At 50.2% G+C, this 22,584-nt stretch carries 18 protein-coding genes; 5 read left to right on the top strand and 13 right to left on the bottom strand.

Annotation, left to right across the window (positions count from 1 at the left end):
• Positions 1-4: 4 nt before the first annotated feature.
• The 5 genes from HYT77_06085 to hemC all read right to left on the bottom strand — a co-directional run bounded on the left by HYT77_06085 (position 5) and on the right by hemC (position 5,573).
• Positions 5-1,477, bottom strand: coding sequence for a hypothetical protein (locus tag HYT77_06085; protein ID MBI2067559.1), 1,473 nt, complete (start codon positions 1,475-1,477; stop codon positions 5-7).
• Entirely contained in the window at positions 1,474-2,343 is an 870-nt protein-coding gene (locus HYT77_06080) for a TIGR02147 family protein (protein MBI2067558.1), read from the bottom strand. The genes HYT77_06085 and HYT77_06080 overlap by 4 nt, the downstream gene beginning before the upstream one ends.
• Positions 2,344-2,465: 122 nt before the next feature.
• A complete protein-coding gene (locus HYT77_06075) occupies positions 2,466-3,053 on the bottom strand; it encodes a NifU family protein (GenBank protein ID MBI2067557.1) in 588 nt (195 codons plus the stop codon).
• A gap of 19 nt (positions 3,054-3,072) precedes the next feature.
• Positions 3,073-4,635: a uroporphyrinogen-III C-methyltransferase gene (gene cobA, locus HYT77_06070; protein MBI2067556.1), complete on the bottom strand. Its 1,563-nt coding sequence runs from the start codon at positions 4,633-4,635 to the stop codon at positions 3,073-3,075.
• Complete coding sequence (gene hemC, locus HYT77_06065) at positions 4,632-5,573, bottom strand: hydroxymethylbilane synthase (GenBank protein MBI2067555.1); 942 nt, start codon at positions 5,571-5,573, stop codon at positions 4,632-4,634. Before hemC ends, cobA begins: the two co-directional genes overlap by 4 nt.
• 178 nt (positions 5,574-5,751) lie before the next feature.
• On the opposite strand from hemC, the gene HYT77_06060 reads away from it, so the two are divergent.
• From HYT77_06060 to HYT77_06045, 4 genes are all read left to right on the top strand, one after another.
• Entirely contained in the window at positions 5,752-7,638 is a 1,887-nt protein-coding gene (locus HYT77_06060) for a universal stress protein (GenBank protein MBI2067554.1), read from the top strand.
• On the top strand, positions 7,638-8,795 hold the full coding sequence (locus HYT77_06055) for a class I SAM-dependent rRNA methyltransferase (GenBank protein MBI2067553.1): 1,158 nt from the start codon (positions 7,638-7,640) through the stop codon (positions 8,793-8,795). Before HYT77_06060 ends, HYT77_06055 begins: the two co-directional genes overlap by 1 nt.
• Before the next feature lie 55 nt (positions 8,796-8,850).
• Positions 8,851-9,822: an FHA domain-containing protein gene (locus tag HYT77_06050; GenBank protein MBI2067552.1), complete on the top strand. Its 972-nt coding sequence runs from the start codon at positions 8,851-8,853 to the stop codon at positions 9,820-9,822.
• A gap of 80 nt (positions 9,823-9,902) precedes the next feature.
• Positions 9,903-10,376: a hypothetical protein gene (locus HYT77_06045; GenBank protein ID MBI2067551.1), complete on the top strand. Its 474-nt coding sequence runs from the start codon at positions 9,903-9,905 to the stop codon at positions 10,374-10,376.
• A gap of 130 nt (positions 10,377-10,506) precedes the next feature.
• Here HYT77_06045 and HYT77_06040 read toward each other — a convergent pair whose 3' ends face one another.
• Entirely contained in the window at positions 10,507-11,076 is a 570-nt protein-coding gene (locus HYT77_06040) for a hypothetical protein (GenBank protein MBI2067550.1), read from the bottom strand.
• Positions 11,077-11,183: 107 nt separating this feature from the next.
• On the opposite strand from HYT77_06040, the gene HYT77_06035 reads away from it, so the two are divergent.
• Positions 11,184-11,825 (top strand): nucleotidyltransferase domain-containing protein, encoded by a 642-nt coding sequence (locus HYT77_06035; GenBank protein MBI2067549.1) that lies wholly within the window; start codon positions 11,184-11,186, stop codon positions 11,823-11,825.
• A 68-nt stretch (positions 11,826-11,893) separates the two neighbouring features.
• Here the strand turns inward: HYT77_06035 and polA are convergent, their stop codons facing one another.
• The 7 genes from polA to nuoL all read right to left on the bottom strand — a co-directional run bounded on the left by polA (position 11,894) and on the right by nuoL (position 22,550).
• Positions 11,894-14,545 carry a DNA polymerase I gene (gene polA / locus HYT77_06030; protein ID MBI2067548.1) on the bottom strand — a complete coding sequence of 884 codons (2,652 nt, stop codon included), beginning with the start codon at positions 14,543-14,545 and terminating at the stop codon, positions 11,894-11,896.
• A gap of 13 nt (positions 14,546-14,558) precedes the next feature.
• Positions 14,559-16,418: an oligopeptide transporter, OPT family gene (locus HYT77_06025; protein ID MBI2067547.1), complete on the bottom strand. Its 1,860-nt coding sequence runs from the start codon at positions 16,416-16,418 to the stop codon at positions 14,559-14,561.
• A 78-nt stretch (positions 16,419-16,496) separates the two neighbouring features.
• Entirely contained in the window at positions 16,497-17,129 is a 633-nt protein-coding gene (locus HYT77_06020) for a hypothetical protein (GenBank protein ID MBI2067546.1), read from the bottom strand.
• A 33-nt stretch (positions 17,130-17,162) separates the two neighbouring features.
• Complete coding sequence (locus tag HYT77_06015) at positions 17,163-17,531, bottom strand: NADH-quinone oxidoreductase subunit A (protein MBI2067545.1); 369 nt, start codon at positions 17,529-17,531, stop codon at positions 17,163-17,165.
• Entirely contained in the window at positions 17,532-19,025 is a 1,494-nt protein-coding gene (locus HYT77_06010; protein ID MBI2067544.1) for an NADH-quinone oxidoreductase subunit N, read from the bottom strand.
• Positions 19,009-20,496 carry an NADH-quinone oxidoreductase subunit M gene (locus HYT77_06005; GenBank protein ID MBI2067543.1) on the bottom strand — a complete coding sequence of 496 codons (1,488 nt, stop codon included), beginning with the start codon at positions 20,494-20,496 and terminating at the stop codon, positions 19,009-19,011. Before HYT77_06005 ends, HYT77_06010 begins: the two co-directional genes overlap by 17 nt.
• Before the next feature lie 14 nt (positions 20,497-20,510).
• Positions 20,511-22,550: an NADH-quinone oxidoreductase subunit L gene (nuoL, locus tag HYT77_06000; GenBank protein MBI2067542.1), complete on the bottom strand. Its 2,040-nt coding sequence runs from the start codon at positions 22,548-22,550 to the stop codon at positions 20,511-20,513.
• Positions 22,551-22,584 lie beyond the last annotated feature (34 nt).

Raw genomic sequence — 22,584 nt, 5'->3', positions numbered from 1 at the left:
AAGTTTATTCCTCGTTAAAAAGTTGAAAACCGGTCAACCGGCTAGTACCTGTCACAGAGCAGGTCAGTGCATTATTATTTGTGAGATCGACCTGACAGAGCACGTAACGGTTATCCGAAAAGCGGAGTCCGTCGAACATGACGATTTGATGATTATTCGAATTGAGGTAGTTTAAATTGTAGACCTCAATATCCTCATCACCCAGAAGATCCGTCTCCATTTCCGTAGTCGTCTCAAAAAGAACCAGTCGGTTGGTTGATTCACTATCCACCCCTGCCAAGAGAAGACTTGTCAGGACACTCTGGGAAGCCGTCACCTGAGTCACCGACGTGACCGGTTCTACAACCTCCGGATAATATTGCACGAGGACTCCCTGGGCCGCTGTGCCTCCGGCAATAGCGTAAACACGATCATTGATCGTTCGATGAATCGCCTTCACATAACTGCCACACCACCCCCCAAAACCATACCGGGACGAAACTTCGTTGCAGTCGTAGTATCTCGGTTCTTGTAATCCATTGATGTCGAGCGTCATCCAATTCGTATTGTCCAGGAGGCTATCGGCGGTTAGATACCTGGCAACACCATAAATCGGAGCCGCCCAAATCCCCATATAGACGTTCCCATCAGGGAAGAGACTCATGAAATTAGCGGTTGCCGAGGTAAAAATATTTTCCAAGGAATTGGCTGGAGAAATTTTTCTGATCCACAGAGCCGCGGTCGATGTCGTTTTGCCGGTAATAAAAACGGTTCCATCCGATAAGACGAGAAAGTCTTCGACTGAAATATTGTCATTGATCAGATCCGTAATCGTTCCAGCCAGATTTTTCCTGAGAACAAGTCTCCCGTCCGCTGACCCGAACATGTAATAAACGGCCCCTTCACCATCAAACTGAATCGGGTCATGTTTGTAGAAAAGCCCCGTATTCCAAATAAAATTCGAAATAGAAGAATCAACGCAAGTTGCCTCGTTGGTTTCACCATCGACCCGAATCAGAATACAGGAATCAACAGGGGTCGACAGAAGGAGATAAACTTGATTGTTGGCTGCCACCATGAAGTTCTTGACGTTCACAGAACCCGAGCTCACCGCATCACTCAAGGAATTATCCTGGTTGACTCGTTTCAGATTGGAAGAGGTGCCTTGGTTATCCGTCAGTCGCAGGGAACTGCTATTGGACGAATCAACAACAACTAACCCGATCGCTCCAGCCAAATTAAAAGAGAGAGGATTCCCCGCTGAAGTACTCCCCTCGACATCACCACCTCCAGGATTGCCGGCCGAGGTACTTCCCCCTGGACTATTCTCCCCCTCTGCTCCATCAGAGGAGGCACCACCGGAACTTGATGAGCCACTGCCGGAACTCGATGAGCCACCTGAATTACCAGAGGACTCGCTCGAATCAGTATCAGTACAGCCTGTTATGAGTGTCATCGACAGGACCGATACGACCAACAATAAGCTAAATCTCTTCATGGCTCTCTCCTTCTGCTCGTGGCAAAATTAAACAGTTGAAAGTTAAGCTGATAGATGCCCTCGACCGTTTCTGTCCCATTCTCGGCAATCAGCTTTTGAACATCCCGGTGAAACTGGCGCGCCATCTCCTTCACCTGAAAAAACTGCTTTTTTGAAAGGGACATCGTCAGCGCGGAAATTTCACGATTCTCTGCAGGTTGCTGAAGACTTTTCATTCCATGCTCCATCATCGACTGGTGAAACTTCAGGAGGGCCGCCGAAGTGACATCCTCATCCGTCTTCAAGTTGGGATCTGCCTGACAAAGCCGCCCATTCGATTCCCGAACCAGCATCTTCATCCGTTGAAGTTTTTCGAGCGCCTCCCGAGCCTCATCAACGGTCAAAAGTGAGGAAAGTTTTTTTGAAATCCAGATCGGGTTTTCCTGAAAGTCAGGGAGCAGAACCAGTTCACGAATGACCGGATAGTACCATTTAGAGAAATAATCATACTGGTCCGGGTCGAGCTTTTTCGATGAACGATATTCGCGAAACGAAACCATCTTCTCAAACGCCCCTATTTTCTCTTGGGGGTCACGAACCTGATCAAAATGTACTAATGCCTCAAAAAAATGTGTCTCACGACGATTAAGACCCAATGCCCGCGCGACGCGTTGTGTACTGGAATAGCTAAGATTCTTTCTGCTAGTAATCACTTGGTACAAGAAGTTAGACGTAGCCAGGCCAACCCTTTTGGCAAAACTCCGATACGAAAAACGGCCTGGGTTATTCTTCTTTTCTGACTCGTAGTAATCCTTTAATAATTTCCGGTAGTTAGTATAAGAATAAACTTCAATACGTCCGTTAGAATTTTGGCCTGTGTCTTTCATTGCCTAGATTATCGTAGGAGGTGGATCCCAAAGTTGCTTGTTTCGAAGGGTATTTTTTAAGTTTTCGTGTACCTAGGGTATACAGTACAGATTAAAACCATCAAATAGCAGACTCTGACGGGTTAGTGCGTCGCCCGATAGTACGGATTCTTTCCACCTGCATGATCAGTCTCGTCACGAACCGCAATAATCTCCGGCATGACCTGTTTGATGCGGGCCTCAATCCCCTGCTTGACGGTCGTATCGACCATCCCGCACCCCTGACAACCGCCACCGAATTTTAAATAAACAACGTTCTCTTTCACATCGAGCAGCTGGGCACGACCCCCGTGGGAGGCCAAGGCAGGATTGATCTCGTTATTAAGGATCTCGTAGACCTTCTTGGCCTGCGGGTTGGAGAGATCAGGGCCACCTGTCCCCGGCATTGAAGAGGGACCTTGCTTTATTTCAACGGTAAAACCGGCGGCCGCACCAGTATCGAGGAAATCAACCGTCGCCCCCTCAAGGAGCATGGCCGTCCGACCATCGGCAATAATCTTGATCCCATCCGTATCGATGACCTGATCACCAGGAGACGATTTGTTGAACGGCTCCAGGGCAAATCCAAACTGCCCCCCCTGTGACCGAACCCGAACTCCCCATTCATAGAGGCTCTTGTCTTTCATGAAGAATTTGATCTTATCGCGGGCCCTTTCGGTCATGTTAATCATCGGTGTCTCCTGTTTTGTCCTAAATGTAGCGATTCTTGCCTGGCATTGTCAATCGAGCTGAAAAATGCCGAGCAATCGCCTCCATCAATGCCGGTATATGCGAACGCCTCGGCTCTATCTTCACATTTAATTGATGTTCCCGTGCCGTTGTCGCCGTCACAGGACCGATCACAGCGACCGGAATCTTGCAGACTTCCTTGCGAAGCCTCTTTCCAGCCATTTTCATGAAGTTATCAATGGTCGATGAACTCGCGAACGTCATCAGATCGATCTTCCGCTCTTCGATCAATTGATGAAGAGGAATATCGCCCCAGCTTCTTCGAGAAGGGACACCTGTACGATACGCCTCCACCCAATCAACTTTAGCTCCCAACCGCGTGAGCTCTTGGATCAATATCTCACGCCCCTGCCTGGCACGCGGGATCAGGATCCTTTTGCCCCAAATTTTCTTCTTGCCAAAGATTTTGATGACCCCTTCCGCTTGATACTCTCCAGCAATCGAATCAACGAGTACTCCCTTCCCCTCAATTTCACGCGCCGTCGCAGGACCAATCGCCGCTATCTTGATCCCTACAAGATCACGAATATCTCTTCCCTTCTCTTTAAGCCTTTGGAAGAAGGATCGAACTGCATTGGCACTCGTAAAAATCAGCCAATCGTAATCGGAAAGCCGAGAGATCGCCCGATCAATCCCCCTCCAGCTTGAGGGAGGTCTGATCTCGATGGTAGGAATCTCATAAACGAGCGCCCCTAACGCCTCCAATCCCACCGCCAGCTCGTTCGCCTGCTCACGGGCCCGTGTAACGAGGATCCGTTTCCCCAAAAGGGGTCTCTTGTCAAACCACCGGAGTTTATTTCGTAAGGCCACAATGCTTCCTATAATGATAATCGCCGGAGGATCAATATTCTCCCTTTTGACCTTTTCGGCAATCGTCTTCAAAATCCCTACAACAACCCTCTGGTAGGGCAATGTTCCCCACTGAACAACCGCTACCGGCATTGAGGGGGAGAGGCCGGCCTCCACCAGTTTTTGGGTTATTACGGGCAATGTCTTGACACCCATCAAAAAAACAATCGTTTCTATTTTACAAAGAGAGTCCCAATCCAGATTCAGGATCTCTTTCTCATCAGACTCATGCCCGGTAACAAACACAACCGTTGAGGCATAATCACGATGGGTCATCGGAATACCGGCATAGGCAGGGGCTGCAATCGGTGAAGTGATTCCTGGAACAATTTCAAACGATATCTGATGGTCAGCCAGGGCGAGAGCCTCCTCCCCTCCACGACCAAAGACAAACGGGTCCCCCCCTTTCAGACGAACCACCACCTTCCCCGATAGCGCCTTGCGGATCATGAGTCGGTTGATCGACTCCTGTTTAAGTCTCCCCTCCTTTTTTCCCTTGCCGACGAAGATCAGGCGAGCCTTTTTCGGAGCGAGGGTCAAAAGGCGCTCATTGGCAAGATAATCATAAAGGACAACGTCCGCCTTGCGGAGCACCTCGGCTCCTCTCAAGGTGATGAGCCCTGGATCGCCAGGTCCCGCCCCCACCAAGTAAACCAGTCCCGTCTGAAACTTCATTTTTTTAGATAATTGGCGGAGGAGCGGAGAATTTCCCTGCCGCCTTGTGAAAAGAGGGATTTGGCCAATGCCTCTCCTAGCGAGACCGCCTCACGAAAATTCCCCTCGACCCGATCACGGATCAGATCGCGTCCATCGGGCGTGGCAACCATTCCGGTCAACTTTAACGTCATCCCGTTGATCTCGGCATATCCCGCAATCGGGGCACGACAATCTCCCCCCAAGGCCTTGAGAAAGCTCCTCTCGGCTGTAAGACAGGTCACCGTTTCAGGGTCATTTAAGAAGTCAACCAACCTCATAATTTCAGGATCACCCGCCCTTGTCTCCACCCCGATTGCCCCCTGCCCCACTCCGGGGAGCATGAGTGTTGTTGGAAGATACTCGGTTATTCTCTTGGTCATTCCGAGACGTGTCAGACCGGCCGCCGCAAGGATGATGGCTGATAGGTTCTGGGTTCCGAGTTTTCGGAGCCTTGTCTCCAGATTCCCCCGAAGAGGAATCACCTCAAAATCTGGCCGAAAATTCTTGATTTGTGCCTGCCTGCGCAAAGAACTCGTACCGACCTTTGCCTTTTTAGGAAGATGGAGCAGCGAATCATACTTTTTCGATACAAAGGAATCCCTCGGATCCTCCCGTTTCAGAATCGCGGCAATCTGAAAGTCAGAGTGGAGGTCAGCGGGGACATCCTTCATACTGTGGACAGCGAGATCTATCTCTTTAGTCCTCAAGGCCTCTTCTAATTCCTTTAAAAACAATGACTTGCCACCAAACTCAAAAAGGGGCTTGTTTTGTATCCTGTCACCGGTTGTTTTGATAACTTTTATGGTTATTTTTAAGCTAACATCATGTTTTTCAATTATGTTTTTAACATGCGTTGCCTGCCAAAGCGCTAGTTGACTCCCCCGACTCCCAATCACAATATTTTTCTTGGCCGCCATTGACTTGGGTCCCTTGTTGAAGGTATCACATCAACGAGTCAAGTCAAGGAAAGTACTTGAAAGACGAATTTATTCACTCAGGACTAGTGCTGAGCGAGTAATTTGATTGATTTTTTTGGCTTTTCAGATACGTCATGGTAATTACGAGTCGAAGTACTAAGAAATCCTTAAACAAAAAATGTCACCCGAAACAGGCATTGATCTAACGAGCGAAGAGCGCAAAAAGGTTGTCACGCTCGAAAAAGGTTCCCTCCAGCGGCTTCTCGGAATCCCATCCCTTTTTGCCATTGGTTATGGAGATGTCGGCTCTTCAATCTACTATGCCTTAGGTGTCACGACCCTCTATGCCCTTGGGGCCGCGCCGTTAGCCCTCGCACTGGCAGGCATTGTCTTCTTCTGCACCGTATTAACCTATTCGGAAATGGCAGCCGCCATGCCGGAATCGGGTGGCTCCTGCAGTTACGCACGAAGGGCCTTCAATGACCTTGTCTCTTTTATCGCGGGATGGGCCCTCCTGCTCGACTACATCGTCACAATAGCGATTTCGGCTTACAGTATAGGCCCCTACCTCAGTCACTTCTTCCCCATCTTAAAGTCATCCATTGGCAACATCCCGTTCGCTTTGATTATGATCGGAATTCTCCTTTCCCTGAATCTTGTCGGAATCCGTGAATCAGCAAGGATCTCGCTGGGCCTTTGTCTCTTTGATATTCTAACCCAGCTTTCGGTTATCTTTATTGGGGCTATTACCATTCTGAACCTCCCTTATCTCTGGGAGCATATGCGAATTGGTGTTGCAGAGGTCGATTGGTCTCCGACCTTGCCCCAGTTCATGAAGGGTGTTGGAATGGCGATGGTCGCCTACATCGGCATTGAATCAATCGCTCAATTGGCAGGGGAGACAAAAAATCCTGGGAGAAATGTCCCCCGCTCCATGATGCTTACGATGATAACGTTGTTTGTGATGTATTTTGGTGTTTCGTTAGTCGCCCTCTCAGCGATCCATCCCAAAACACTTTCTACAACCTATCTTGAGGACCCTATTGCAGGAATCGCAGCGGCCCTGCCAATTGGAGGACAGATCCTGGGACCGTGGGTGGCGATTCTGGGTGCCACGATCCTTTTTGTTGCAGCCAATGCGGGGCTTGTGGGTGCCTCAAGACTCACATTTGCCATGGGGGAAACCTTCCAGCTCCCACGTATTTTTTACCGGCTTCATCATCGATTCAAAACCCCTTATGTCTCTCTCATCACTTTTGCTGTCCTCTCCTCTCTCATCATTCTTGTCGCACAAAAGCTGACCTTTATTGCAGAACTTTATAATTTTGGTGCCATGCTTGCTTTCTCTCTCGCCCATCTCTCCATGCTGAGCTTAAGAATCCGGGAACCTGAAATGAACCGCCCCTATAAGGTCAGAGGAAACATCCGGATCTCAAAATATGAGATCCCTGTAACCGCCGTCATCGGATTCCTGGGAACCCTTGCTGTCTGGATTGATGTGATTTTTACAAAACCAGCCGGCCGAGATTTGGGCTTTCTCTGGATGGCCCTGGGAATTACCGCCTACCTTTCTTACCGCCGTAAAAAACATCTCCCGGCCAGTGAGAGGCTGGAGTTTGAAAAAATTGTGATGCCGGAATACCAGCACGTCCCGATTAAAAAGATTATTGTTCCAACCCTGGGTGGAATCTCCACAGAAACAGTGCAACATGCAGCAAAAATTGCCCTTCAGCATGATGCCCATTTGACGGCCTTGTACGTCATCGAAATCCCGACGACACTCCCTCTCGACACCTTTTTCCCGGAAAAACTGGCCAGTGCAGACAACGCTCTCGAACGAGCCCAGGCGATCGCCAGCGAATTTGGTCTCGTCAACGTGGAGACCCATGTCCTTCAGTCCCGGGAAGCTGGTGCTGCGATTGTAGAGGCCGCCCGTGAAGGTCAATATGACCTGATTGTCATGGGGATCCGATCTCAAAAGGGAAAGACAACAACCACTCTGGGAAGAACCGTTGATCATGTTGTGAAGAATGCCCCTTGCCGTGTCTGGCTCTGCATGAACTAATGTCGCGTCCCCAAATCACCATCAACCGTCATGGCCAGGATAGAATCGAGCAAGGCCATCCGTGGGTCTTCAAGTCAGACATCACACATGTTCAGAACACCTCAACGGGGGCCATCGTTGACATCACCACTCCAAAAGGACGTTTCCTGGGAAGAGGCTACTTCAACCCCGCCTCGCAAATCACGGTCCGACTTCTGACGCGCAGAAAAGAAGAGGTTGACCGTGATTTTTTTCGAACCAGACTCTGCAAAGCAATTGCACGCCGAAACCCGGCTGCCCCTTCAACACGCCTGGTTTTTGGTGAAGCCGATTTTCTACCGGGCTTAATTATTGATCGATATGGGGATGCCATTGTCCTTCAAACATTAACCCTGGGGATGGATCGTTTGAAGGAAACCTGGATTGAGCTAATCGAGGAACAGCTCCACCCGAAAGCGATCATTGAGCGAAACGATGTTGCTGTGCGCGAAAAAGAGGGCTTGTTGTTACAAAAAGGCATCCTGAAGGGAAATCTTCCAGACAACCTTGTCGTTAACCAAAACGGGTATTCCTTCAGGGTCGACCCGCTGGAAGGTCAGAAAACGGGATTGTACCTCGATCAAGAAGAAAATCACCTGGCCGCAAATCGGTATGCCCGTGGAAGAGTTCTGGATCTCTTTTGTTACCAGGGAGGTTTTTCGATCCACTCTGCCTCTCAAGCTGATGAGATTATTGCTGTCGACTCTTCAGAATCTTCTCTAAAAATACTCGGAGAGAACTTGGCCCTCAATCAGATTCAAAATGTTCACACATTGGGGGCGAATGTCTTCGACTATCTTCGCTCCTGCCAAAATCAGGGTGAGCCGTTCGATATGATTCTCCTCGACCCTCCCCCCTTCGTTTCAAGCAGGAAGGCAATCCAGAGTGCCACTCGGGGCTATAAGGAGATTAATCTCCGTGCGATGAAGCTTCTTAAACCGGGTGGCATCCTCGTCACCTGTTCCTGTTCTCAAAATTTCACTCAAGATATGTTTTATGAGATGCTTCTCTCGGCCTCAAAGGACACTTACCGCGAAATACAACTGTTGGAGAAAAGGGGGGCTGCCTCAGACCACCCCGTACTTTTTAGTTTTCCGGAATCGGCCTATCTACAGTGCTGGATTGTCAGGGTTATTTAGTTCTTCCAATGCCATTAAAATTATAGTAAGATCAGTGGGTTAGGATATAATAGTTATGCCGGATAAATTATCGGACCAGGAAACTACTCATAGAATCAATGAGTCCCTCCTCACGGAGGCAACAAAAATCAAGCAAGAGAGGTCTCTCCTTGAAGAGAGGATTAGAAAGCTCGAGGCGACAAAAAGTGGGGTGAGTGAGTCGGTCTACCGGCGCGTCCAGAGCGACTATCTGAAGAAAATCGACCAGTACAGTCAGAAGTTTCAAGAGCTCCGAAAAGATCTCGATGCTGAAATTATCGTTTTGGCGGAGAAGAAACTCAAACTTACCGAAAACCTGAACCTTCATAAGGAGAAAATTGAAGAGGCGAAACTTCGTCATGAATTGGGAGAATTTACAAAAGAAGAGTACCAAAAGGTTGCAAATGAAGGAGGTCAGGAGGTCAAGCGGCTTGAAGGGGCCTTGGATCTCCTGAATAAGAGCCTGACGAGATTTGAAGGCGTGCTCAAGGGAGAAGAGTGGACCGAAAAGGCCTCTCGACCAGTCGTAGCTCAAAAGCCGGCTCCCCCGCCTCCACCACCTCCTGCTGCCTCACCTCCTCCAGCCTCCAAGGCCACAACCGCTCCCTCCCGTCCCCAACCCGTTCCCATCGTAGAAGCCGTAACCGGCTCCACGCATGACGAGACCGTCAAGCAATCACCGATGGAGACAACCTCAAAGATTCCGATCGACGCCACCCCACCTAGCGTTCCAAAACTGGTTATTGTCGACAATGGACACTCAGGACAGGCAATCAATGTCGATCACCAGATTACGATCGGTCGCTCCCCCGCTAATGATATCGTCCTGAAGGAAGCGAAGGTCTCGCGCCAGCATGCGCAGGTTCAGATTTTGGGGAATAAATACGTCTTGCTCGACCTCGAGTCCTCCAACGGTACATTCGTCGGCGGCAAAAAGATCACCGAGCATGTCTTGCAACCAAACGACGAGATCCGAATCGGGAAGACGACACTCGTGTTTAAGGTTTGAAGGCATTTTCTACGCAACCACCCTTTGTACCAACCGAAGATAACCTCGCTCTTAAAAAGTAAAAAGAAGGAGGTCATCCCATGATTTCAGAACCGATGCTTCAGGCACTCCACGAGGTGAGGTCTAAAGGGGTCACGCTTGAGGAGATTGATGAGGTCGCAAGATCATACCAGCAGGATCGCAACACCTTTAGTGTGGGTGATAGGGCCTATATCTATAGGGTATTAAAACATTACAGTTGCCCGGAGCAAGGGATGACAGCCTCCTGTCACGCGCTGTTGCAAGAGACCCACAAACCGGGAGGACGGCTGCAGGAGTTAAGGGTCGCCTCTGAACAGGTTGAAAGACAGGCCTCACTGAAGAGATCGGAGGCAGTGGAAAAGGCGGGCAATCTTCTAAAGGGTGGCCTCTGGTTTCTCTCAGGAATTTCAACAGTCGCTGGTGGGCTCTTTTTCCCTCGTGGAAAGATTCAAGGGGGAATTATCATCGGAGGCGGATTGATGATGGCCTACAGCCTGATTGCCTCGATACACTATTCAATTTCCAGTCATTAACCCTATCCCCCCAGAAAACATGACTGTCATTCCACAGTACGCTTAAGGTCGCTCGCTCATGGGCGCCTTGCCTAAAGAAACTTCTGACTCAGAAAATCAATTTAGTTGCCAGGCACCTGAATTTTGGTTCCTAAGAGCAATGCTTCATAGGAAGAGGCGGAAAGACGGTTGCCCGATCTTTGTAGGCCAGGTATGTTATTGCACCAGCTAAGGCGGCAGGCCCTAGAAGTATAGCGATAGGTCTAATGAGACCAGGCCAGGAGGAGACCGCAAATCGTTCATTCAATCCCAAAACTCTCCGCACTAATTGGTGAAATCGGCCGGTATTGGGAAAACTGCCAAGCAGTAGCGTAACAAGTGAGGCCATTAGTGGGATCTCAAAAGCAAGGAAATGCTGGTTTGTGAAAATTCGGTCGGTTGCACTGCCGACCTCGTTCAAAGTGGTCCAGATATTTCTATGGTGCTCATAAAAAGAAACGTCCATTAATCCTCTTTGAAAAGGAGGGATCCTGATTTCTCCGTTTTTTGAATTAGTTTCTGAACTGACGGAGAGTTTGATGTCAGGAAATTCTCTCTTATATTCATCCAGAAAAGCAGCGTGCATATTTTCTAAACGTTCTTTCTTCCTGGAATCAGGCAACTGAGGGTCTACGAGTACCTTGTTGGCAGATTCTCTAAGGGAACAAGTTGTCTGTGACATGGATGGCTTCTCCTTGCTTGGCTCTTCGCCCCCCCTAATGTAGGTTGCGAGTTAATTTTTAAAAATGTTGATAAGTTATATTATCATATGATAAATATTATTATCATATGAGCCCCACCACCCCCTTTGATGAAGTTCTGGGAAACTTAAGCAAGGTACGTATTTTGAGGCACTTGGCCGCCGGTTACCGGGAAGAGACCGGTCGTAGGCTCGCCAAGGTTGCTCAAGTTTCCCAGCCTGCCATCCTGCGCCCCCTTCAAGAACTAGTCGAACAAGGTATCCTGGAGAAGAAGGTTCGAGGGAGAAGCCATGTCTTCACCTTAAATCGCAGGAACCTCCTGGTTGAAAAAGGAGTTCTTCCGTTATTTGACCTGGAAGGAAATCTCTTTCAGGAACTGGGGAAGCTTCTTCGGACTACGTTTGGGGAGACGAACATTGATTCTGCCCTGATCTATGGCAGTGTCGCCAGGGGAGAGGCGACGCAAGGAAGCGATTGGGATATTCTCCTGCTCTGCTCCAACCCCAAAAAGGTTCAAGAGATTGACAAGACTCTTCCGAAATATCTCATAGAGTGGTCCCTCTTGTTTTCGACGCCGCTGGATATCAAGACAATGACAACCGCCGAATACAAAAAAAAATTCAAGTCGGATGACAAACTGGCAAAAAAAATCTATGACGACTTTCTGGTGAGCCGGATACCGAATCCGTTGTTCGGCAAATCTCTGACGGAGATTCTTGGAAGCAGATGACACGCATAAATGTGACTGACACTATTTCCCCGATAGCATGACTGTCACATATTCAAGTGGCCTGAGGGCTAATGCGCCTCTGCCCAGTTCTTTCCGGCCCCCACATCTACCTTGAGTGGAACTTGGAGCAAGACCACGCCTTCCATCTTCTCTCTCACCATCGCTGAAAAAGAGTTGATCTCCTTCTCCGGCACTTCAAAGACGAGCTCGTCATGAACCTGGATCAACATCTTTGCCTTGGGAAAATTCATTTCGATCTCTTCCTGAACCAGGATCATCGCCTTTTTGATAATGTCAGCCGCCGTCCCCTGAAAAACAGTGTTAAAGGCGGTCCGTTCGGCAAATGAGCGAACATTCTGATTAGAGCTGTCAATATCCGGGATCGGGCGAAGTCGCCCAAAGAGGGTCCTGACCCTTTTGCTCTTTCTTACCTCCGACAAGACCTCTTCCTTATAGGAGGTAACCCGTGCGTAACGGGCGAAGTAGTTATCGATATATCTCTTCGCCTCCTCCGGTGAAATCTCCAGCTGTTGGGAGAGTCCGTAAGCGGACTGCCCGTAGAGGACCGCAAAGTTGACTGTCTTCCCAACCGACCGCATTTCTTCCGAAACCTCTTTTTCGCTTACCCCATAAATCTGCGCCGCTGTCGCCCGATGGATATCCTGATTCTTCCGGAACGCCTCAAGCAGAATCGGATCTTGAGAGATATGCGCCAAAATCCTTAATTCAATTTGAGAGTAATCAGCGGAAAGGATCCGGTAACCGTCCTCCGCAATAAACGCCTCCCGAATGCGCCGACCTTCCTCCGTCCGAATCGGGATATTTTGGAGGTTCGGTTCAGAAGAGGAAAGCCGTCCCGTCGCCGCCACCGTCTGATTAAATGAGGCATGGATCCGTCCGGTTTCAGGATTGACCATCTCGGGCAAGGCATCAAGGTAGGTCGACTTCAGCTTCGACATCGCCCGGTAATCCAGTAGAAGCCTTGGAACCTCATGCCGCTGTGCAAGTTCCGTAAGAACATCAATGTCGGTCGAGTAACCTGTTTTCGTCTTTCGAATGACAGGCAGTTTCAGTTTTTGAAAGAGCACTTCCTGCAGTTGCTTGGTTGAATTAAGATTAAACTCCATCTGGGCCTGTTGATGAATCTCCTTTTCCAAAGAGGCCATTTTTTTTTCATAGTCCGAAGATATTTTCTTCAAATGGACCGAATCAATTTTGACCCCGCTCATCTCCATCTTGGTCAGAACCGTAACCAGAGGCATCTCAACAGTCCTAAAAAGCTCTTCAACCTTCTCCTCCTTTAATTTCGGCTGAAAAAGTTTAGTGAGCCGGTAACAGAGATCGGCATCCTCACAGGAGTAATCACAGGCGGCCCCGAGCGAAACCTCCGAAAAGCTCTTCTGCTTCTTGCCCGTCCCCACGACCTCTTCAAAACGGATTGTTTTGTGCCCAAGATAAGCTTGGGAGAGGGCATCGAGATTATGACTCCCATCCGGCACAAGGAGATAAGAGGCGACCATCGTATCAAACTGCAGGCCTTGAATCTCCACGCCATGGCGCTTCAGAATCGTGTAATCATATTTGGCATTCTGCGCATATTTGGGGATCGATCGGTTCTCAAGCAACGGCTTGAGATACGGTTTTACAATCTCCCAATGGAGTTGGTGAGTTGCCTCAATATGCCCTACGGGGAGGTAGTAGGCCTCTCCCTGATGTGGTGAAAACGAGAGGCCGACCAGAAACGCCTTCATCGGATCAAGTTCGGAGGTCTCCGTATCCAGGGCAAAACCGCCACTCTTTTCCAGAACCAAAACCATTTTCTTTAAGTCCTCCTCCCGAATAATCAAATGATAATCATCTCGGGAGAGGGTCTTCTGCGGCGCCAGTTCAGAGAGAAAACGTTGAAATTCGAGCTCCGTAAACAGTTCCTTCAACGCCTCCGAATCCGGCGCCTTGAGTTCAAAATCCTTAAAATCATATTCAACAGGGGCATCCGTCACGATCGTTGCGAGCTCTTTAAACAGTCGCGCCTCTTTCTCATTCTCCCTGATTTTTTCACCCAACTTGCCCGAGATCTTCGAGCTGTTTTTAAGGAGATTTTCCAGCGAACCGTATTCTTGAAGGAGCTTGATCGCCGTCTTCTCCCCCACCCCCGGAACACCAGGGATATTGTCCGAGGAATCACCAGCGAGCCCCAAAACATCGGGCACCCTTTCCGGTTGCACCCCAAACCGTTCCTTCACCTCCGGAATACCGATCCGCTTCTCTTTCATGCTGTCAAAAATGGAGATCTTCTCATCAACCAGTTGCATCATGTCCTTGTCACCCGTCACAATGACCGTCTGTAATTTCCTGCGACCCATCTTTTTGGCGATCGTACCAATCAGATCATCCGCCTCATAATTGGGAAGCTCGAGGGCCGGGAGATTCAACGCCTTCACAATTTTTCTAAAATAGGGAAACTGCGGAATCAGGTCCGGGGGTGGTTCCGCGCGGTTTGCCTTGTAGGCTGCATATTTTTCATTCCGCCAAGTCTTTCTGGCGACATCAAAGACGCAGGCGATATGATCCGGCTTCTCCTCTCGAATCAGCTTGAGGAGCATCGATGTAAAACCGTACAGCGCGTTAGTCGGAAGTCCTTTCGAAGTCGATAGTGACCGAATCGCATAATAGGCACGAAAGATGTAGCCGGAGGCATCAATCAGATAAAGGCGGTCCATTGGCAGCTCCCTGCTACTTCTTTCTCACCGCATAGGCAAAGAGGGAAAGCGCCAGGAGGACTGCAAATCCACCAACCCATACGGGAGGACCGGATTCGTCCCAGACAGAAACAGGAATATTGAGCCCGCTAAAGATCAAGGCCGCCACAATGATTCCCATGAGCGATTCTCCTGCAATCAGCCCTGAGGCGATGAGGATCCCACGACTCCCCTCGTTCGAAGAGCTATTTTTGAGCAAGGCGTGAAGAAGCCCTCCTACAAAGATCGTCGTCGAAAGCTGTAGTGGGAGATAAATCCCGATCGCCACGGCCATCACATAAGTCCTAAAAGAGCAGTTCCTTTTCTTTAGGTTATTGTCGAGCAGGATGAAGAAGACTGCAAGCCCCATCCCGATATAAACAAACGTCATCGGAAGGTTTCCACCGTCCAGAAAAAGCGCCTCCGACAGTTTCGCAAAAAGGGTTGCTTGAGGAGCAACAAGAGGCTTGATCCCTTCCCTTGCCGCTACTCCGATCCCATAAGAGGAATGCAAGACGGTCAGAACGGGTGCAATGACAAAGGCGGGGACAATCGCGCCGACGACCTCTCCAATCTGTAGCTTCCACGGTGTTGAACCAACGATCTGCCCCGTCTTCAGATCCTGGCTGATGTCCCCGGCAGAAGAGCAGGCACCGCAGGCGACACCGGCAATCCCTAAGGCAGCGAGGACCCCCAGAGAGCCCTTGATCCCAACCAGATGGAGAAAAAAGGCGGCAAAGAGCAGTGAACAGATTGTCATTCCGGAGATCGGGAGATTGGAGCTACCGACCAAACCGACCAGATAACTCGCCACCGCCACAAAGAAGAAGGTTACTATCACAATCAGGACCGTCGCAAAAAGACCAACCCCCAGACTCCCCGTCAGATAGTGATAAAGACCGAAGATCAGCAGGATTGTGATGAGCAGCAGGGGAAGCATGATGCGTCGACTCAAATCCTGATCCGTTCGGGCCACGACTTCTCCAAGGATCTTCTTTCCAAAAATCCGTTTCATCCCTTTGCGAAGCCCTCCACGAACAGACCAAATCGTCCAGAGGCCGCCAACGGCCATCGCTCCAACCCCCATATACCGAATCTGGTTCTTCCAGAGACTCCATGAAGAAGAAAGCAGGTCCCCATCGGGGATACCAACAATCATTGAATAGAGAGGAATTGCAATAACCCAACTGATGACGCCTCCCAAAAACTGGAGGGTCGCCACATTGGGACCGATGATATATCCAACCGAAAGGAGCGCCAGAGAACTCTCTCCTCCAAAATAGAAAAGAGACCGACCGATCCTGAAGGCGGTTTCAAATCCACCTTGAAGAAGCGCTACGCCGGAGGAGAAAAATTTGTAAAGGGCGGATGCGAGGATCGCAATCGTGATAATTCGACCTCCTTTCCCTCCTTCACCAGCTTTTAGTATTTCGGCACAAGCCGTTCCTTCCGGAAAGGTGAGTTCGGGCTCTTCAACGATAATCGCCCGACGGAGCGGAATCATAAAAAGGATTCCCAGAAGTCCGCCGGTCATCGCAATCAATGTCGTCGGCCAAAAATGAAACTCGTGCCACGACTGGGTCAAGACGAGTGCCGGAACGGTGAAGATCACACCGCCCGCTATTGTCTCGCCGCTTGCTGCAATCGTCTGAACAAGATTATTTTCAAGGGCCGTCCCCGTCTTGAAGAGCCCTCGCAGGATCGCCATCGAGATGACTGCGGCGGGAATCGATGCCGAGACTGTCAGACCGGCATACAACCCCAGGTAAGCGTTGGCCGCCGCCAGAATCACTCCGAGAACGGCCCCCAGGAGAACAGCACGGAAGGTAAACTCGCGCGGTGAAGAATTGGTCATAGAATTTTCCCCCTTTGTCAGATCGACAGAGGAGCTTTTAGCGGTTGGGGCTGATTTGTCAAAAAAGATTTTTAAGATCTACTCGGAAAATTTATGCCACTGGTAAGCGCCAAACAGGATCGCGCCCCCCAACAGGGCGAGGGATAAGTGGGCACGCCCTCTCCGAACCTCTCTTAGGACATCAAGTCGATAAGCAATCTCGTCGATCGTAACTCCGCTAAAAATCCGATACGCGCGACGAGATAGCGGTGAACTAAACCTCCTAAAGGCCCTGCTGTCAGCATCAGGGGTCTTGCCGATGAATCTCGCACACCCTCTCAAGAAAAATTGGTCGAAATCGGGTCGACAGACCCTCGCCTGTATCTTCGCAAAGAGAGGGAGATGCTGATATTGTCTCAGGTCCAATAGCATCTGCTCGGCCCGTGTAAATCTGCCTGAAAGGCGATTGCAGGCATCGGAAAGCCACCAGGCGTATCTCCAACTTCTCCCCTCTGCCTTAGGCAACGCTGAAGAAAGCAGCTCCCCGCCATCATAAAGGAATCGGGACCTTGTTTCTGCCGCCTCACCGAACGCGTCGTTAAAATTTTCCAGTCTTTCCGCCAGTCGACGAATCTCCAGCTCTGTCTCTTCCAGGTGCTCAATAAGCGGACCTAACTCCCCTGCCCCGGAGATCCGGTCAATAAAGGAGGAACAAATAGAGCCGATGCTCATGTGATGGTTATCGGCTGTAATTCCAGATTGTTGCTATTCCCACTCCAGCGCCCGGCGGCCATAGATATAGAGGAGGCCAGCGACGAGGATTCCCAGAAAAAGGGCCATTTCGACAAAAACGAACATCCCCAAACCGGAGCGGATGAACTCCTTGTAGAGCACCGCCCACGGATAAAGAAAAACAACCTCAACATCAAAAACGATGAAGAGCATCGCCACGAGATAAAATTTTACGGAGAAACGACGGCGCGGCTCATCAATCGGGTCAACACCGCATTCATAAGGGAGTTCCTTGGTCGCCTTCCTCTTTCGAGGCCCAAGCGCCTGGGAGAGGAGGATAAAACCGCCTCCAATGAGTAACGCAAAGGCAAAGAGGAGGAGGAGTGAAAAATAGGGATTCATTTAAAATAGCAGAGTGGCCGATCGGGCCGAGAGGTTGGCTAACCCATTCCAAAAAAGCCCAAGGTAAAGTGTCAAAAAGGCAAGTCCGGCAAGGGCCACACCGTGGCGAAGAACAGGCATCGGAAAGGGGCGGGAGTCCAACGCCTCATCAAAAAACATGAGCTTCACGACCCTGACATAATAGTAGAGTGAGACAACACTATTCAAGACACCGATGATCGCCAATCCATAAAGTCCGGAACGAATCACGGCACCAAAGAGATAAAACTTGCCGATAAAACCGGCAAAAGGGGGAATGCCGGTTAGCGAAAAGAGAAAAATCGCCATGGCGATTGAAAGAGCGGCTCCCAATCCTCCACGACGGCTTAAACCCGCATACCCCTGCAAGTCCTCCACCCGGAGCTGGTTGGCAACAACAATCACCACCAAAAAGGCACCCAAATTCATGAGAAGATAAACAACAAGGTAAAAAAGTATCGCACGCACCGCATCATCATTAAGGGCCGCAAACCCCATAAGCATATAACCGGCATGGGCAATGGACGAGTAGGCAAGAAGTCGCTTCATATTCGTCTGGACCAAGGCCGCCAGGTTTCCAAGCGTCATCGTTGCAACCGAGAGAATGATCATTAACTCCGGCCATCCTGAAAATTTGGGGTCAATAAAACCGGCCTCTCCTCTTGTCCCCATCGCTGTTAAGAAGAAACGGATAAGAATTGCGAACCCGGCCGCCTTGGGGCCAACGGAGAGGAAGGCCGTAAAAGGGGTCGGTGCCCCTTCATAGACATCGGGACACCACATCTGGAACGGAAAGGCGGCAATCTTGTATCCAAATCCCGCCATCATGAGCAACACCGACAAAAAAAGGACCGAACGGTTCACCGCATGGGTCTGAAGGTAATCGGCAATAACGGGCAACTCCATGGAACCGGTCAATCCATAAAGAAGCGACATCCCATAAGCCATGATCCCAGACGCCACCCCACCATAAATCACATACTTAAGGGCGGCCTCCGAGGAGCGACGCGATCCCCGGACATAGCCCGTCAGGACATACGAGAGGACACTCACGAGTTCCAGCGACAGGTAGATCATGAGGAGGTGGTTGGAAACGGCAAGAAGCATCATCCCAAGTGTTAGGGCAACCAGCAGCGTGTAGTAGCTCGGCTCATCGGTCCACTCCACCTCTTCCGATTTCGTTGAAAAAAGGATCGCGAGTAGCAAGGCACCGGCGAACAGGTAATTGAAAAAATGCCCCATGCCATCAAAGACGATCATATTGGAGAAGAAACGGACACTTGGGAGATTCGTCATATGGGCGTTGGCCATCGCCATCCCGACGGCACCAGACGCCGCAACAAAAGGATAAAGCGACTTTCTTCTCTCTCCCAAAAAGAAGTCAATCAAGAAGAGGAGGACGATCGTCCCGATCAGGATAGAAACAGGCCAAAAATAGGTCAAATCGGCTCGCATCGGATTAGAGTCCCGCCACATGTAAGCTGCTTAAGGCTGAAAGCGACATGTTTTGTAAATCAAGAATGAAGCGGGGGTAAATCCCCACAACGACAACGATCACCGCCAGCGGAACGAGTGTAAGCATCTCCCGCCCGTTAATCTCCGGCATCTTGGCGTATTTTTCATTCAAGTTCCCCAGAAAAACTCTCTGGTAGGTCCAGAGCATGTAGCCCGCGGTCAACACGATACCGGTTGCCGAGATAATCGTATAGAGACGGAATGTCTTGAAGCCACCCAGAAAACAGAGGATCTCGCTCACAAAACCGGAGAGCCCTGGCAGGCCCAACGCAGCAAAAAAGGCGAGGGCCGTCATCACAGAATAACGAGGCATCGACTTGGCCAGTCCACCGAAGCCGGCCAGCTCACGATGATGCGCACGGTCATAAACAACCCCGACAATCAAGAAGAGCATCGCCGTAATCGTCCCATGGTTAAACATCTGGAGAACCGCCCCATTGATCCCTTCGGGCGTAAAGGAGGCCATCCCCAACAGACAGAAACCCATGTGACTCACCGAAGAGTAGGCAATCAACTTCTTGAAGTCAGTCTGCGCCATCGCACACAACGCCCCATAAACAATATTGATCATGCCGATCACCGCCATCATCTCTCCAAAATAGGCGGTTGCATCAGGCAAAATCGGATAGCAAATACGAAGGATGCCGTATGTCCCCATTTTGAGGAGGATACCGGCCAGGATAACGGAGATCGCCGTTGGGGCCTCCACATGGGCATCCGGCAACCAGGTGTGGAATGGGACAATCGGCACCTTGATCGCAAAACAGATGAAAAGCGCCATCCAGCAGAGATGCCGGAAGTTGATCGACGTCAGCGGACCCAGATGGACCTGCTGGTTTGCGAGTGTCACGAGATTGAAGGTGTTTCCATCACTAAAGAAGTAGAACGCGAGCATCACAAGAAGCATGAGGACGGAACCGAGTAACGTGTAGAGGAAGAACTTGATCGCGGCATACTCGCGACGCGGCCCTCCCCAGATCCCGATCAGGAAATACATCGGGAGCAGCATTACTTCCCAGAAGACGTAGAAGAGGAAAAAGTCGAGTGCACAAAAGACCCCCATCATGCCCGCATCAAGCAACAGGAAGAGAGAGAAATACCCCTTGAGATGCTTGTCGATTCCCCAGGAGGCGAGGATACAGATAAAGGAGATCAGGGCGGTGAGGAGGACCATCGAGACCGAGACCCCGTCAATCCCCATATAGTACTGGATATGAAATGCCGGTATCCAGTCAAACGGCCCCTCAATGAGCTGAAATCCGGCCTGGCTACGATCAAAAATCAGAAAGAGTTTAAAGGCGGCAACGAGTGGAGGGATCGTGGTGAGCAAGGCAAGCCATTTAATCCAGGAATCTTTACCTCGGGGAAGGAATGGAATGATAACCGCCCCGACAAGGGGGAAGAAGGTCATAAAAGACAAATAAGGGAACATAATCTCTCCTTGTTTTACAAAATTCGGTACAACAGCATCACGACAACGCCACCCAACGCATAGTATAAATAACTTTGAATCCTCCCTGTCTGGATCCGATGGATGGCGGAGCTCCAGAGTGTGCTATTCGCCACGAGATTCACGAGGCCGTCGACAAAAATCTTGTCGAAGAATCCGGAAATGCGCGAGGTGATCCGGGTCAACAGGGCCGAGAGATTTACGAGGCCGTCGATCACCTTGAGATCAAAGCTTGCCAAGGCGCTGTTAAGCCTGAGCAACCCCTTCACAAAAACAACCTCATAAACCTCGTCAACATAAAACTTGTTCAAAACCGTTCGATAAAGAACAGGAAATCGGCCGACCACTTTTTGCGGGATATCCTGTCTCCGGGTATATAAAGTATACCCGACATAGCAACCAACCGCTGCAATCAGAAATGAGAAGATCATTAAACCGTACTCCACCGAGTGAGGGAGCAGTGATTCTTCCGTCTGATGCACCGCCAGGACCGGGGCAAGCCACCGGCCAAAGTGGTTGGTCTCATGAAAACCAAAGAGATGCCCCAAGACATTCGGAAATCCCAAAAAACCTCCAACCACGGAGAGGAGCGCAAGCAGGATCAACGGAACCGTCATCGAATAAGGAGACTCATGAAGGTGGTGGCGCGCATCCCCCTCGAGTCGCAGTTTGCCGTAAAAGGTCATGGCAACAAGGCGGAACATATAAATGGCGGTACCAATCGCGGCCAGGACCCCGACCACCCAGAGAAGTGGCTTCTGATTGAAGGTGTGCCAGAGGATCTCATCCTTGGAAAAAAATCCGGCGAGTGGAAAGATGCCGGCAATCGCAAGCGTTGCCGTAAAAAACGTAGCAAAGGTGATCGGCATCCACTTTTTGAGATCCCCCATTTTGCGCATATCCTGTTCACCACTGCAGGCATGGATGACTGACCCTGACCCCAGGAAGAGACAGGCCTTGAAGAAGGCATGGGTCACGAGGTGAAAGATGCCTGCAACATAGGCCCCAACGCCCATCGCCCCAAACATGAAACCGAGCTGGCTGATTGTTGAATAGGCCAAGACCTTCTTGATATCATTCTGGGCAAAGGCAATCACAGCAGCAAACGCAGCCGTAAGAAAACCGATAACCGCCACGATAGTCAATGCCTCGGGTGACATCGAGTAGAGAAAATTGAGCCGCCCAATCATGTAAACACCAGCCGTCACCATCGTAGCAGCATGAATAAGGGCCGAGACCGGCGTTGGGCCCGCCATCGCGTCAGGCAACCAGACATAAAGAGGAATCTGGGCCGATTTGCCCGTCGCCCCGACAAAGAAAAAGAGGCAGACGAGTGTCACCACCGGTAAGCCCCACAACGTTTGATCCTTAAGCAGCGGGGCAGCCTCCTTAAGTTCCGAAAAAGAGACCGTCGGATATCCGACGGCATGCAGGGCCCAAAAGAGAATGAGCAGACCGATCAGAAAACCAAAATCACCAATGCGGTTCACAATAAACGCCTTCATGCCAGCGACCGCCTTCTCCTTGTCCGTAAACCAGAAGCCAATCAGGAGGTAGGAGCAGAGGCCAACCCCTTCCCAACCGACAAAGAGCATGAAAAAGTTGGCCCCCATCACAAGCAACAGCATCGCAAAGCAGAAAAGGTTTAGATAGCTGAAGTAGCGGGCATAGCTGTGATCATGCGCCATGTAGCCAACCGAATAGACATGAATAATCGTCCCAACGCCCGACACAACGAGCATCATGACCAGGGTCAGGGGGTCAATGAGAAGGGCGACATCGGCCCACAGATTATCAAAAAGGATCCAGTTGAAGAGGGTCACGGTCACCTCGCGTGACTCAACCGGCAAGGTGCTAAAATGAAGAAAGGTTCCGGCCGAAATCAGAAAAGAGAGCCCGATCGATCCACAGGCGATCCAATGAACGATCGGACGAACCAATTTGGCCCCCGAAAAACTATAAGCCCCGTTGATCATCGCCCCGATCAGCGGGAGAAAAGGGACCCACACCACCCATTGACTAACTTGTGCAAACATAAAAGGAATTTTAGGAACGGCACGCTACAAAAAC

It is taken from the genome of Deltaproteobacteria bacterium, assembly GCA_016180855.1.
Lineage (GTDB): Bacteria > UBA10199 > UBA10199 > JACPAL01 > JACPAL01 > JACPAL01.
The sequence above is the reverse complement of the archived record's forward strand: the minus strand, read 5'-3'. Positions and strand labels throughout refer to the sequence as shown.